Here is a 13497-nt window from a genome sequence, read left to right on the forward strand (position 1 = left end):
TTTAAAGTTTTCTGAATAATTGACATTTTCATAAAACAGTTATACTATAATAACAATAAACCTTGTTATTACTAGGTACTAATACCTAAACCTAATCACAACTAAGGAAATTCACACCTTGTTTAGGAGGACTCATCAAAAATGAAACCATCAACAAAGAAATACTTGATCGACCGTATGTATAAAGCTTCACAAGGTCTGGCTAACGCGGTCCTTGTTACACTCGGAATCGGCCTGCTCATTGAATCGTTAGGAACATTCACAGGCTGGGAAGGATTTTTTACAATCGGAAAAGCAACACAGCTTATGCTTGCCCCGGCACTAGGCGCAGGAATCGCCTACCAGCTTGGAGGGAATACACTTGTCATCTTCAGCGCTATGGCTTCAAGTACAATCGGGGCCAGTGCCGTCCGGCTTACTGAAGATGGCGGGGTTACACTCGTGACAGGGCAGCCGCTTAGCGCTGTTTTGGCCGCCATCATTGCTACTTGGGTAGGAAAAAGAGTTATGGGGAAAACAAAACTCGACATGATGGCCATTCCATTTGCCGCTGTCTTTGTTGGCGGCGTTTCCGGAGTATTCCTGGCAATCATCACAACACCGTTGATTAACTGGCTGAGTGCGCAGATTGCCGCATCCATGGAAGGTTCGCCAATACTAGGGCCAATGGTCATTTCGCTTGTCTGGAGTATTTTCCTAATGTCACCGGCATCCTCAGCAGCCATCGCAATCGCGCTGCAGCTTGACCCTGTTTCCAGCGCAGCCGCTTTAATCGGCTGTACCGTACAGTTTGCTGCGTTCACGGCAATGTCGTATAAACAAAACGACGCCGGCGCCAATATCGCACAATCGCTCATTACACCAAAGGTTCAATTCCCTAACCTGGTGAAAAATCCCCGATTGGCGATTCCGCCATTTATCGCGGCCGTCATTTGCGCCCCGATTGCAACAGTCATTTTTGATTTTAAAGTGTCTTATAAGCTCGCTGGACTTGGCTTGAATTCCTTGATTGCGCCGATTAACATTTTGGCGGAACAAGGCCCAGTCGTCCTCGCAATTTATATTGCTGTTGGCGTTATTCTGCCAATCATTATTTCACTAGCAATCTATAAACTAATCAGCCTAAAAGGTTGGGCTAAAGCTGCCGACCTGAAGATGGAACTGCAATAGTTCATGCAAAAAAGGGGGCGGTTCTTGTTTGCCGATAAGCAAACGGAACCGTCCCTATTTTTTCGGAAAGTAAAAAGGTTGATCGTGTCCTATGCCCAGTTATAGCGGCACCGTAATCCTCTGCTTTTCTTTAAAATAAACCCACTCGGTAAAGCCGATTTCTTTCAGACGTTCCCGGACGAATTCGAAGTCGTCCCCTACTCTTTCAGGGTCGTGGGCGTCTGAGCCAAACGTGACTGCCACACCATAATGCTTGGCGACTTCCAATATTTTGTCGGAAGGGTACCAGCCACCGCAGTCCTTCGTTTTGCCGGAAGTGTTAATTTCAATGGCTACATCGTGTTCGCCAATGATTTTGAGAGTTTTTTCAATGGCATTGGTCTCAATGGACGAAAAAGATGGATAAAATCCCTTCATGGCGTCAATGTGGCCAAGGATCTGGAACAGCCCGCTACGTGCCGATTGTTCAATCAATGAATAGTAGGCTTCCTTCACCCGGACTTTTTCGCTTTTTGAAAGTCCATCCCACCGCCCCTTTTTAAAAATGCTGACATCCTCGACATAATGAACCGAACCGATAATATAATCAAACGGATATTTGTCTAAAAAGCTCCGGTAAACTTCCACATGTTGAGGAAAAAAGTCTGCTTCGACACCCAATAATACATCAATTTTCCCAGCGTATTTCTCTTTTAACTGCAGAACTTCCTGTACGTAACCCTCAAACTCACTCTTCCCCATCGTGATTCCAGGATACGGCCGGTCCTCTTCTTCGGCAAAATAAGGAGAGTGGTCGGAAATTCCAACCGCTTCCATTCCTTTTTCGATTGCCGCTTCAATATAGCTTTGAATGTTCCCGCGCGCATGGCCACAGCGGTCGTGGTGGGTATGTAAATCGAATAGCACGGAAGGTGTTGATTCACTCACTTCGAAATTCCTCCTAAGTTCTTTAAAAGTTCCAACAAAGCCCTCTTCATTTAATTGAACCGAAACCTTCAGAGTCGAAAAAAAGGAACGGGACACCTCACCTATCGGCAAACGCCCTTCTACCCCATCCTATAACAAAAAACGTTTTTTTCCAAAAAGATTTATTTTAAGAAATGACGTTATGAGGCTTCACGCCAAGTAGCCGATCCCTTGAAGGTACCGTAAAAAACTTTTCTGTCATTAACATGTTTACAACCAAATAAAATGGGGTAAAGGGAAATTCTAAGTGAGATTTAGGCAAGTTCTGACCTTTTCCACTTCGCTTATGGCTTAAAAACGCAGAAGGAGGAATAGTTGATGAGACAATTCGATCTTAATGAATGCATCTATTGTGGCGACCAGCTAAACAAATGGGAAAGCAATAGAAGCTACTGTTGGGACTGCAGTGAATCCACTTCCCCCGAAGCCTTTCATGAAGAAGATGAAATTTAATTTGTAACGCCGCGCCCTGGTGCGGTATTTTTTTTTGAAAAATTGGCCTATGCCATCAAGCAGCCCATCCCCACCTTCGCCCAACCACACAAATAGTCACTATCCCCCCTAAAAATCAAAAATTTGACACGAATTAGACATCATGCCGCAACAATTGAAGCATCATTAACCACGAAAACAATGTGATAATAGTGGTAACAAAGAGCGAAAGGATGACTTCGCATGGAAACAACGTTGCAAGAAATGCTAAAAAAACGCCCAGGGATGAGCATGCTTCAACTAAAAAGAACCCTGCTCGTACAACAAAAGAATGGGTACGCCCTTATAGATGCCGATATCGCCACCCTCGAACTTTCACAACCATTTACATACGAATACACACGGCTTAGCTCATCCTATTAACGAATGAGTTTGGCTTCGCTAACAACGATAGAGAAATCAGTACAGTTTTGCTTCAGGAACCGGTTCAGTCTAGATTCACGAACAACGAATAAGGGACGGTCCCTGGTTACCTTGGCTAACCGGGAACCGTCCCCTTTCATTTTTCAGCTAAGCAGTACCGTCCCCCTTAGCCGATATCCACTCCAGCGCGTTCGAATGCTGCTGCTTCCAGGATAGACATGCCTTGTGCCTCGGCAGCCTTAGCCACTTTTTCGGAAACTTGCGGGGCAAGTTTCGCAGGAGCAGCATAGGACATTTCCCTTGCCCGTGCAGAGTTTCTGCGTAGGAACGGCCCCCAGATTGCAAAGGTCTTACCTGGATCTTGAATATTGAGGAACAGTGTGTTTCCATCTGGTGAGAAGGTTGGGCCTGCCAGTTCAGAATTACTTAAGCGGTTTGCGGCAAAAGGATAGACATTGCCTTCCGGTGTAATTCCCATTAGGCGGTCTTGGCCGGACCCATCTTCTGCAATCCAAAGGTCTCCCCAAGGAGTCATGCAGATATTATCTGGATATTCCATATATTTCGCGTCATTTCCCTCATAAAAAAGTTCCAATGTATTTGTATGAGGAATATACCGGTACACCCGTCCAAGTTTTTTCTCGCCTGCAGATGTGTCATCGAACCAGAAGACCCCACTTTGGAAGAACGCCCCCTCTAGTCTAGAGAATTCAATGCAGTTTTGCTTCTTAGCATCCTCGCGGCAGAAATGAGGATCAACTTCTTTCCATACAACTTGGAATGTTTGCCCTGTCTTAAACGTGCTTGCTTTTGGATCTGTTACTGCCTCAATCGCCGCCGCGTAAAGCTTACCACCTTTATGTAAAGAGCCTACTGTTTGGCTGGTGTCATTCGGAATGAAACGGTAGAAGTAGCTTGGGCTGGCATCTTCAGTTAAGTATACATAACCGGTAGATGGGTCGATTGCACAAGCCTCATGTGAGAAACGCCCCATTTCCTTAATTGGAGTTCTGGACAATTCGTTCTCCGGCTGCTGTGGATCCACTTCAAATACATAACCGTGCGTTTCGGAACGTGTTTCTTCACACGTCAGCCAAGTACCCCATGGCGTCGCACCGCCTGCACAGTTTCGGATTGTCCCGGAAGATGTTACATATTCTTTGATAACTTCACGGTTTGCACCTACAACTAGAGCCGTTGTTCCACCAGCAGCCGCTGGATCGTAAGGATTTTTTCCAACTATAGGATGTTTTGCGCTTGTGCCTAGTTCATGGTTTCGAACAAGAATCGTTGTATTATTTGGCCCTTCAAAAGCCGCCATTCCATCAAACGCTCCAGGAATTTTGCTTCCGTCTGTCATCGCTTCGCCTTCAATAGAGATAATTTTGTAATGGAAGCCTTGTGGTAGGTCGAGAATTCCATTTGGATCTGGAACAAGAGGGCCATATCCAGCAAAGCCGCTTGCAGGATTTTCATTTGAATCTGCTAAAACCTTTGATCCAAGTGTTAAAACACCAGTCGATCCGAGTGTAAGAGCAAGCGTGCCCATTCCTCCAGCCTTCAGGAAATCCCGTCTGTTCAAGCCATTTTTCGTAGTTTGTTTAGTATCCATAAAATATGCAGCCCCTTCGCAGGTTTTTTTGAAACACAAGTTTAGAATAATCTGCGAATTTTAATAAATGGTTGAAACCTTGTAAGAGTTAGGTTAAAAATTATTAAGATATGTAAACGAAGATTGTAAGGGTTATCAAGGGTAATAAACCTTAATCTACCTGCATTGATTATTGTTGGAAGCTTCACTTTATCATGCGGAAATCACAGAAAAACCTAGGTTTACACTATATTGCTGTAACATTTTTAATGCTATTTTTACTATTCTTTACACTCGTTTTATAAACATTTGCCTGTTCTTTCACTATAATCAAGGTGATTACATAACCAAATTCAAAAGAGGCAAAAAGCCTTTTTTGAAAAAAGTAACGCATTTGCTCTCAAGACCACTTATAACTAATTGGAGGTGTTGTCCTTGCTTCAAAACATCGGAGTACCAGGGTTAATTCTCGTGCTTGTGATTGCTTTAATTATTTTCGGACCATCTAAATTGCCTGAATTAGGGCGAGCGGTTGGATCGACATTAAAGGAATTTAAAAAATCTACACGCGAGCTGGTAGCTGACGAAGAACAATCAAAAGAGAAGAAAATCCTTCCTGAAGAAAAAGGGATTTAACAAAAACAAGAAGATGTAAGCGACAATTTGTGCTTGCATCTTCTTTTTACTGAAGGATTAACAGGAGGAGGCAGGGTAAATGCAAGCCAAAGATACCCATCTAATTGGACATTTAGAGGAACTTCGCCGTCGTATCATCATAACTATGTGCGGCTTTATCTTTTTTTTAATTGTAACAATGATTTTTGTATCTGATTTGTATCGTTGGCTAATCAGGGATTATGACGGGAAACTGGCACTGCTGGGCCCAAGTGATATTTTATGGGTTTACATGACTTTATCTGGTGTTTTTGCCATTGCATGCACCATTCCCCTGGCTGCGTATCAAACTTGGAAATTCGTTGCCCCCGCATTGAAAAACGAAGAGAAACAAGTAACGCTCAAGTTTATTCCAGGTCTATTTATACTATTTATTTTGGGGATTTGTTTCGGATATTTCGTCCTTTTTCCAATCGTGTTGGGTTTCCTTACAAACCTCTCTGCCGGAGAATTTGAAACAATGTTTACAGCTGAAAAGTATTTCGCGTTTATGATTAACCTAACACTCCCGTTTGGATTTATATTTGAAATGCCGCTCGTCGTTATGTTTTTAACGAGATTAGGAATCCTTAATCCAGCAAGGCTCAAGAAAGCCCGAAAAGTTTCCTACTTTGCTTTGGTAGTCTTGTCTATTCTGATAACGCCGCCCGATATCGTTTCCGATATCTTAGTCATTGTTCCCTTACTAACGCTATACGAAATCAGTGTATCTCTTTCTAACTTTATATATAAAAAGAGAATTAAAGCTGAAACAGGTATGCAGGTCCAAATGAATAGCTAACCTGTTTTGGTTGTTTAAAAGCAGCGTAATACTTTGAAATTCCTTTTTAATTTTTAGCCTATAAACAGCACCTGACGTAATCGTACGTTTAATCATAATGCCATCGGGAAGTAGACCTATGTATCAACTTTTTAGGAGGGATTATCTGATGGAACATCGTTCACAAGAAACTGCTGCAAGTAAAGCTCCAGCAGAAGCCCGATTAAAACTAGCTGCTACCGCTATGGTCAGCAATATGAAACTCCATGCAACTAAAAATGGCGGGGAAAAAGGGTCGACCTCAACAGTCGACACGGAAACCGCTAAGAAAATCATCGAACAATGGCCCGCTACGTCCAAAATGTCCGCCCAAAACACGATGGATTTTTACGGACCGCCAAACGAAGCAACTCCAAGCAAATTAATCTGGTATAAGAACGGCCCTTGGAAACGGACAATTGCCTATCGTGACGAGGTGCCTCATGATTTTCCAGAACCTCATACCGACGTGCTTGAACAATTCATCGATTATCATGTACCAGCCGAAAAAGTAGGCCTGGTAGCCCAGCTGGAAGGAAGCATTGTAATCGACCGGACAAAAGGCGAAGTTTCAGTCCACTGCGACAATGAAGGCGCCAACACATTGTCCTTAAACATGATGCATGAAATTGTTACAGGTAAACGTACGGCAGAAGAAGCGAGGGAATTTATCGCAAAGGAAATCGTTGAGTATATCATGGGACGCCCTGCCCCATATGCTGAACGATTCCAATTCGAATTGCCACAAGGCGAGCAATGGGACACCGACAAACCAGTTGTCCAAGACGTCGCTCTAGACCAAGCCCTTTCCAAAATGAAACAAACATTGGGGCTGGATAAAAACTAAGACCTATCACGGCTCCAATCGTTTTTAGACCTAATAATGCCTGCTCATTTGCGTTACGTAATCTGGAGCAGGCATTTTTCTATGATTTTTTATATTACTCCCCAACATCCCAATAAGAATCTGTACCGGTTAAATAATCGTAATCCAAGCCGCTAAACATATAATTACCGGTTGCTTTAGAGATACTGATTAACGAACTGACTCCGAACCCTTTTGTCCTCGCAATGGCTCCGTTTTGGCCATATAAGTGAATTTCAACGGAAGCCTCATATTGTATAAAAGCTCCCTTGTCCTTGAATTCAACAGACTCATCCAGGTACTTAATTTCGTAACGACTGTAATCTCCGTAGGTAATTTCATCAAAAAGAACATTGTATAATTCAGGAGGACTATCTTGATCAAAAAGAGGAGTTAGGATTTCCCATACTTCTTCCTCCGTTTTAGCCAATTCAATACTCGTTACTTTATCGAATAACCCTCTGCCAATTCTGAGCATCATCTCTTCATTAACATCTTCTAAATAAGCGAAAGTTCCTTGCTTATCTGCATCCCGATAACTGCCATCCTGCACCTGTGATTCTTCAAAAACTCTCCTTACAGACAAACCTAATGGTTTCCCCTTCACATCGGCGAATATCACTTTTATCGATTTAGGTTCACCTTCTTTTAAAATCTCAGGATCATGCAAGTAACCTTCAAATACTCCTTGTTCCGTAAGCAAATTAAATACGGGAATCATATCCTTATAGCCTAAGTAAAGATTCGTATCCGTTATTCCTTCTTGAAAACCTAATAGAGTCCTTACTTCCAGTTGGAGGATAAGCAGGTCCGGATTTGTTTGCACTTCTGCTTTTTGCACGTTAATTCCTAAACAGCAGCGGGGATGCGCGCCAACTTGAAGAGGAATCTCTGTTACTGTTGAATCCTTTTTAATAGCAGCTTTGGCAGACAATTTCTCTACTTCCTGATCTCCCTTTTTTTCACCATTGTTCGTATTTTGAACGCTATCACCGCAAGCCGCCAGCAATGAAACTATCACGATTGTTAAAAATAAAAATTTAGCCCGTTTCATCAATTATTCTCCTCGTAAGTTAAAAGTGTGCCAATCTGACGTAGTATTAGAGTGGTAGCGATCATTTTCTTTGTTAAACCAGCCCCCTTATTATTTGGGAAAAACAAAAACCCAACAATTAATAAATTGTTGGGCTGCATGAAACAGAAACAAAGAAGTGCAGCCCGACGATCATAGCCAAATGCCTTAGACTCGTAGCTTTGCGTCCCACCCTTTCAGATGGTTTGCCCAAATATTATTTTAATTATTTCATTATAGTCTATTTTACCTATGATTAATAGGATTTTTTTACTATGTTTCTATTAATTTCTATGTGCTAATTACCCTCTTCCCCCGACTTGCCTTTTTGGGTACTAACGCTCAAACCCTGCCCATATTCTTAATATAAGGAAAGGATATGAAAGGAGGTAACCTTCTTTGGCTAAAATTAGGGTTCGATTGCAGCCGATTGTACGGAATATCAATTTACCAACTGTAATGAAAACAGCGTCCCTTCCGAGGGAATCCGTTGAACGATTATTCATCGCCACCCAGGTAGGGGAGATTTTTTACATAGGAGACGATGGGTTAAGGACGTTTTTGGACATTCGCACCCGGATTATTAAGCTGGGCCATGCGGGTGGCGGATATGACGAACGGGGGGTGGTGGGGCTCGCGTTTCATCCTCAATTTCACACGAATGGCCTCTTTTATCTTCATTATTCAGCAGCTGGAACACAAGGACCCGGCGCGCTTACTCAGGAATTTCAGCCCGACCCTTGTAACCCAGGAACGTTAAACCTAAGATGGACAAACAGGGAAACGCGTTTTGACCATATCGATACTGTTGAAGAATGGATGTTGCCATCGAATGGCCTGCCCCAAAAACGACGGACATTACTGAACATACGGAGGCCTTTTTTTAATCATAATGGCGTCAACAGCCTGAACTTTTCACCTGAAACAGGCAAGCTGGTTTTAACAACAGGTGATGGCGGTTCAGGCTATGATCCATTTAATCTCGCCCAGGACGACATGGAAATCGCCGGTAAAATCATTGAAATCGATGTAAGCAAAAACACGCTGATCACCAACCCTCCCGTCGTTACGCGTTTCAACGAACTTCCCCGCCCAATCCAGGAAACACTTACCGTGATCGCCAAAGGGGTTCGGAATATACCGGGCATTTCATATCAGCGGACCCGGCAGCAGTTTATTAAATATGCGGGAAATGTCGGACAGGATTTCGCGGAGTCCATCTTTTCATTCATTCAATATCAGCCAATCCCGGTAACCCGGCTTGTTGAGGCCGCCCAAACAAACGCAGAAATTGGCCAAAACAGGTTGATTAACTTTGGCTGGCGCGGATGGGAAGGCGCGTTCCCCACACCGGCCATAAGGAGTTGCCCCGGAAATCCGACTTCAGCTTCTCATTCATTTGCCTATTACAACGATACAGTAAAAACATCCGAGACGCGCATCCCGCCTTTGCTCACTTATCTCCACAGGGATACCCGGCCTGGTAGGTTCGCGGGTACAGCGCTTACCGGGGTGCAGGCCTACTCGGGGACGACAATCCCCGCCTTAACCGGCCGCGTCGTCTTCATCGACCTCGCCCGCAAGGAATCCGCCCCTGTTCGAGGCGTTTTAGCGTATTCCAGCGCAAGAACCGACGGTAAACTGAATGACTATACTGTCATTGAAACTGATAATCCTTTTGGCCCCCAATCCGCCTACTATGTCAGCCTCGGAACCAACCAAAACCAAACTCGGCTCTATCTAGGGGCTTATGGCTCGATGAGAGTAACCGATTTTAACCAAGGTACTGTTTTTGAAATTTCACCTTAATTTTTTTGAAAAATTGGCCCATACACAAGGCCATCTATTTCTACAGTTAGCCAGCAAATACCCAACATCCACCGTCCCCCTCCACGCACCAAGTCACGCAAACACGAATCAAAAAGAAACGCCCCCGGCAGAACCGCAACAGCGGCGATAATGGGGGCGTTTATGATTTTTAGGTTTGTTTTTTTATATTACAGTACTTTTCCAATCCCTCATAAATTGTTCCTAACTTACCCCAAAATGGATTGCATGGCGGAATATAGATCTTTGGACTTCAATTCCTTACTTAAAATTTAAAAGCTTGTGAAGGAAAATGATGATTTCTTAAAAATAACCCCACCAATGGAGTAAATGTCCAAGCCATTTATTTTCAGCTGCATTTTCTATTAATAAGAGAGGTGGTGAAAAGAATGTCGGACAGAAGTTTTGCGCAACATGCCTATAGTCTTATAGGACAAGATGTCGAAGTTATTACAACGGCAGGCACTTTTCGAGGCACCCTTGTATCTGCTGGCAGTGATTCTCTTGTATTACAAACACGATTTAGAGGCCGAATAGTACGAAGGATAATTCGATTTGCCTTGATAGTCTCGCTTTTCAGGTTATTCTTTTGAGGCGTATTTTAACTACGATCAGCAAACCAGTTTTGAAGCACAAAATTCCAATCAGAGACTTAAAGTAACCACTCAAATCGCATCCTAGCTAACAAGCTATTCAGCAGAAGATAAAGTATAGAAAAACGCTCAATCTCTGAGCGTTTTTTATTAAAATCATTCCCGATTCTCCACTTTACCGATATGGTAAATCTTTTTACTAATACCCCAGAAAATCTGTTTTTTAGGAAATAACCATATAGAGATCAATTTGAGGATTTTACTTGGAACAGGATGCTAGATTAAAGGAGATTAAAATAGGTATATAAGGAAATTCAATCGTTGTCCGCCCCGGAGGCATCGTAGGTTCCGATATTAAAGTCTGGCGAGACTTATCCAACAATGCCGACGAGACCAAACTGGACCAAGACATCCAAGAAGCACTGCAATTTGTAAAAAAAGAATTTTTAAAATAGTTTAAAAGACGACACCCGCATCTCTGTTTGAACAGTTGGCGGGTGTCGTCTTTTCATTTCAATTGTACCTCTGCTTCAGGCACTTACTATATAACCCCTTGAATTCGCAAAATAATTTCTGCAATTATCGCAGATCCAAGATAGCTGCCTACTAGGACACACATGCCTACTATGATGGTTTTCCACCCGAGCTTTGCGAAGTCTGTCCAGGAGCGGCCAATGGAGATGCCTGCATAAGCAAGAATAGGGGTAGCGATGGCTAACAGATTTACCTGCGCTGTCCACTCCACAATCTTTTCCTGAAATGGCATGCCCGGAATGGTGATAATAAATCCGAGAATTCCGATGTAGGCAACGCTCGGAATCTTTTTAAACGGAAGGGCTTTATGAATTATTAGCCCAATCATACCAAGTCCCACTAACACGAACAGTCCCGGAAGTGCGGCAAGCGGCATCACTTCATAACCAATCCAGTTCCCTACAAGAACTAATAATGAAACAATGATGAATAATACGGCCCATTCTTGTATGCTTTTTAACATTGGTTATTATGCCCCCTTTGTGTTCGCTTCAACTTCTTTTTTGTCCCGAATTCTCGATAGAACATTATACAGTTTTTCAGTTAACGGCAAACCGATTAAAATACTCGCGTATAATCCAGTAACAGATGTTAAAAGGTTACTTGCTCCGGAAAAGGCAGCAATTTCGTCCGCCATTTCCGGATAAGCTGCTACTAGCGGCCCAAGTGAAGCAGCAGCCATACTGCCGCTTCCTATACCGGATGCCATCCCAAACGAGTAAGGATGAAGCGGCGTGGCTGTCGCCAAAAATCCTGAAATGAGTCCTAAGAAGATCGATCCAAAGACTGTACCGAAAATATAAATGGCCATCACACCGCGTCCCTCTGGAGAAGAAAGGCCGTATTTATCCGTGATAAGCGCCAGGTTGGGTTCACGGCCAATTGAATGTGTCATCCCAATACTTTCTCTCTTTAAACCTAGTAAAACCGCTATCGGCAATGCGAGTATAATTGTACCCAGGTTTCCAATCTCCTGGAGAATGAGTGCCGGACCTGCTTCTATTAGCAAGGGTAGAGCGGGACCTGCTTGAACCCCGAATTTTGCGATTAATAGAGTTAGGGTAATAAACACGAGATTTTCAGCATTCTCGGACTGCTTTTTAGTAACAGCAGGCGTAAAATAGACGGCAATCCCGATGATGACGGCATACAGCATCGGCAACAATAAAATAACCCCTGCTCCAACTGGAATCTGATGTGTGCCAATAAGTTCAGCAACAATGACAATGGCGAGTACTGTAAGATGCAAGCGCCAATCCTTCCATAGATTCACAGCATTTTCACTCATGTTCTCTTCCCCCTTTTTGGCATTTGGATTTTCGGCTTTTGGCAAATTCAAATCAGCCTACCGCCTCTTTTGCGTGTATCTTCATGTATTCCAAAGTTGCTTTTCCAAGTATCTTTGCGGCTATCAACAGGGCGCGCTCATCAATATCGAATTTTGGATGATGGTGCGGGTATGAGTCCTTCCACTCCGGGTTCTTTGCCCCGGTAAAAAAGAACGTGCCTTTAACATGCTGCAGGTAGTAAGCATAATCCTCCCCGCCCATGACCGGTTCCGTTTCCGCCACCCTCTCCACGCCAGGCACGCCTTCCGCCAACCGGGCAACAAATTCTGTTTCTTCCTTATGGTTGACAAGGGTTGGGTAGCCCCGAGTATACGTAAACTGATAGTCCGCACCATTCACTTCACACGTTCCACGAACAACCCTTTCCATTTCTTTTTCTATAAAAGTACGGGTCTCTTCTTTAAAGGTCCGGACTGTGCCAATCATTTCAGCGGTATCCGCAATGACATTGTACGGATTTTTTGCTTCGAATGAAGTGACTGATACAACCGCGGAATCCAAAGGGTCCACCTTCCGGCTTACAATTTGCTGGAGATTGTTAATGAGCTGGCCTCCGACTACGATACTATCAATCGTTTGATGCGGATAAGCGCCATGTCCTCCGCGCCCCTGGATTTTAATATCAAACCGGTCGGGAGCGGCTTGGATAGCGCCCACTCGATACCCTATTTCACCTAGGGGCATTTGTGCCTGTAAATGCGTCCCGAAAATCACATCCACCCCATCCAGGCAGCCATCTTCAATCATCGAAATCGCACCGCCTGGAGGCAACTCCTCCGCATGTTGATGGATAAAGACAACCGTGCCTTCTAATTCCTGCTTCATCCCATTTAAAACCTTTGCCAGGCCGAGTAATGTGGCAGTATGGCCGTCATGGCCGCAAGCATGCATCACCCCGACGTTTTTTGACTGAAATGGCAGATCCGTTTGTTCCACAATCGGAAGAGCGTCAAAATCCGCCCGCAATGCTACAGTTGGTCCCGGACGGTCTCCCTTTAAATAGGCAACAACTCCATTGCCGCCTACACCTGTCCGGACCTCGTGACCTAATCCGCGATGGTAATTCGCAATGTATTCCGCTGTTTTTACTTCCTCAAAAGATAACTCCGGATATTCATGCAAATATCTGCGAATGGACACTAGTTCATCATAGATTTCATCCAGTTTTTCAAAAAAGTCTTGCATACAAGATCCCTCCTGG

At 43.8% G+C, this 13497-nt stretch carries 13 protein-coding genes and 1 riboswitch; of the genes, 7 read left to right on the forward strand and 6 right to left on the reverse strand.

The features are described 5' to 3' along the window. The first annotated feature begins 141 nt into the window (after window positions 1-141). Window positions 142-1170 (forward strand): PTS transporter subunit IIC, encoded by a 1029-nt coding sequence (locus tag V1499_RS18170; RefSeq protein WP_409271387.1) that lies wholly within the window; start codon window positions 142-144, stop codon window positions 1168-1170. A 99-nt stretch (window positions 1171-1269) separates the two neighbouring features. On the opposite strand, the gene V1499_RS18175 is transcribed toward V1499_RS18170, so the two are convergent. Further along, on the reverse strand, window positions 1270-2076 hold the full coding sequence (locus V1499_RS18175) for a histidinol-phosphatase (RefSeq protein WP_409276332.1): 807 nt from the start codon (window positions 2074-2076) through the stop codon (window positions 1270-1272). Window positions 2077-2454: 378 nt separating this feature from the next. Between V1499_RS18175 and V1499_RS18180 the strand changes: the two genes are divergently transcribed. Then, a complete protein-coding gene (locus V1499_RS18180; protein ID WP_409271389.1) occupies window positions 2455-2589 on the forward strand; it encodes a hypothetical protein in 135 nt (44 codons plus the stop codon). A 222-nt stretch (window positions 2590-2811) separates the two neighbouring features. Then, window positions 2812-2991 (forward strand): hypothetical protein, encoded by a 180-nt coding sequence (locus tag V1499_RS18185; RefSeq protein ID WP_409271391.1) that lies wholly within the window; start codon window positions 2812-2814, stop codon window positions 2989-2991. Between the two features lie 166 nt (window positions 2992-3157). On the opposite strand, the gene V1499_RS18190 is transcribed toward V1499_RS18185, so the two are convergent. Next, the gene (locus V1499_RS18190) at window positions 3158-4603 is read right to left on the reverse strand and encodes an alkaline phosphatase PhoX (RefSeq protein WP_409271393.1); all 1446 of its coding nucleotides are present in this window, start codon (window positions 4601-4603) and stop codon (window positions 3158-3160) included. 414 nt (window positions 4604-5017) lie between these two features. Here V1499_RS18190 and V1499_RS18195 point away from each other — a divergent pair, with 414 nt between their 5' ends. The 3 genes from V1499_RS18195 (at window position 5018) to V1499_RS18205 (ending at window position 6903) form a co-directional block, all read left to right on the forward strand. Continuing rightward, window positions 5018-5218, forward strand: coding sequence for a twin-arginine translocase TatA/TatE family subunit (locus tag V1499_RS18195; protein ID WP_409271395.1), 201 nt, complete (start codon window positions 5018-5020; stop codon window positions 5216-5218). Between the two features lie 79 nt (window positions 5219-5297). Beyond that, the gene (gene tatC, locus V1499_RS18200) at window positions 5298-6038 is read left to right on the forward strand and encodes a twin-arginine translocase subunit TatC (protein ID WP_409271396.1); all 741 of its coding nucleotides are present in this window, start codon (window positions 5298-5300) and stop codon (window positions 6036-6038) included. Window positions 6039-6186: 148 nt separating this feature from the next. Further along, window positions 6187-6903: a hypothetical protein gene (locus V1499_RS18205; protein WP_409271397.1), complete on the forward strand. Its 717-nt coding sequence runs from the start codon at window positions 6187-6189 to the stop codon at window positions 6901-6903. A gap of 94 nt (window positions 6904-6997) precedes the next feature. On the opposite strand, the gene V1499_RS18210 is transcribed toward V1499_RS18205, so the two are convergent. Further along, window positions 6998-7975: a hypothetical protein gene (locus V1499_RS18210; RefSeq protein WP_409271399.1), complete on the reverse strand. Its 978-nt coding sequence runs from the start codon at window positions 7973-7975 to the stop codon at window positions 6998-7000. Window positions 7976-8130: 155 nt separating this feature from the next. Beyond that, a riboswitch (cyclic di-GMP riboswitch) is annotated at window positions 8131-8214 on the reverse strand. 238 nt (window positions 8215-8452) lie between these two features. Between V1499_RS18210 and V1499_RS18215 the strand changes: the two genes are divergently transcribed. After that, window positions 8453-9802: a PQQ-dependent sugar dehydrogenase gene (locus V1499_RS18215; RefSeq protein WP_409276333.1), complete on the forward strand. Its 1350-nt coding sequence runs from the start codon at window positions 8453-8455 to the stop codon at window positions 9800-9802. A gap of 1152 nt (window positions 9803-10954) precedes the next feature. On the opposite strand, the gene V1499_RS18220 is transcribed toward V1499_RS18215, so the two are convergent. Genes V1499_RS18220 through V1499_RS18230 form a run of 3 tightly spaced genes read right to left on the reverse strand, consistent with a single transcriptional unit; the run spans window position 10955 to window position 13481 of the window. After that, entirely contained in the window at window positions 10955-11410 is a 456-nt protein-coding gene (locus V1499_RS18220) for a hypothetical protein (RefSeq protein WP_409271401.1), read from the reverse strand. 6 nt (window positions 11411-11416) lie between these two features. Further along, complete coding sequence (locus tag V1499_RS18225) at window positions 11417-12235, reverse strand: DUF3100 domain-containing protein (protein WP_409271403.1); 819 nt, start codon at window positions 12233-12235, stop codon at window positions 11417-11419. Between the two features lie 52 nt (window positions 12236-12287). Next, window positions 12288-13481: a M20 family metallopeptidase gene (locus V1499_RS18230; RefSeq protein ID WP_409271405.1), complete on the reverse strand. Its 1194-nt coding sequence runs from the start codon at window positions 13479-13481 to the stop codon at window positions 12288-12290. Window positions 13482-13497 lie beyond the last annotated feature (16 nt).

It is taken from the genome of Neobacillus oceani, assembly GCF_046237595.1.
Taxonomy (GTDB): Bacteria; Bacillota; Bacilli; order Bacillales; family Cytobacillaceae; genus Bacillus_D; species Bacillus_D oceani.

Coding starts and splice junctions, on each gene's coding strand:
- V1499_RS18215 (WP_409276333.1), top strand. CDS start 8,453: ATGAAAACAGCGTCCCTTCCGAGGGAATCCGTTGAACGATTATTCATC.
- V1499_RS18185 (WP_409271391.1), top strand. CDS start 2,812: ATGGAAACAACGTTGCAAGAAATGCTAAAAAAACGCCCAGGGATGAGC.
- V1499_RS18205 (WP_409271397.1), top strand. CDS start 6,187: ATGGAACATCGTTCACAAGAAACTGCTGCAAGTAAAGCTCCAGCAGAA.
- V1499_RS18220 (WP_409271401.1), bottom strand. CDS start 11,410: ATGTTAAAAAGCATACAAGAATGGGCCGTATTATTCATCATTGTTTCA.
- V1499_RS18230 (WP_409271405.1), bottom strand. CDS start 13,481: ATGCAAGACTTTTTTGAAAAACTGGATGAAATCTATGATGAACTAGTG.
- V1499_RS18210 (WP_409271399.1), bottom strand. CDS start 7,975: ATGAAACGGGCTAAATTTTTATTTTTAACAATCGTGATAGTTTCATTG.
- V1499_RS18190 (WP_409271393.1), bottom strand. CDS start 4,603: ATGGATACTAAACAAACTACGAAAAATGGCTTGAACAGACGGGATTTC.
- V1499_RS18170 (WP_409271387.1), top strand. CDS start 142: ATGAAACCATCAACAAAGAAATACTTGATCGACCGTATGTATAAAGCT.
- V1499_RS18225 (WP_409271403.1), bottom strand. CDS start 12,235: ATGAGTGAAAATGCTGTGAATCTATGGAAGGATTGGCGCTTGCATCTT.
- V1499_RS18180 (WP_409271389.1), top strand. CDS start 2,455: ATGAGACAATTCGATCTTAATGAATGCATCTATTGTGGCGACCAGCTA.
- tatC (WP_409271396.1), top strand. CDS start 5,298: ATGCAAGCCAAAGATACCCATCTAATTGGACATTTAGAGGAACTTCGC.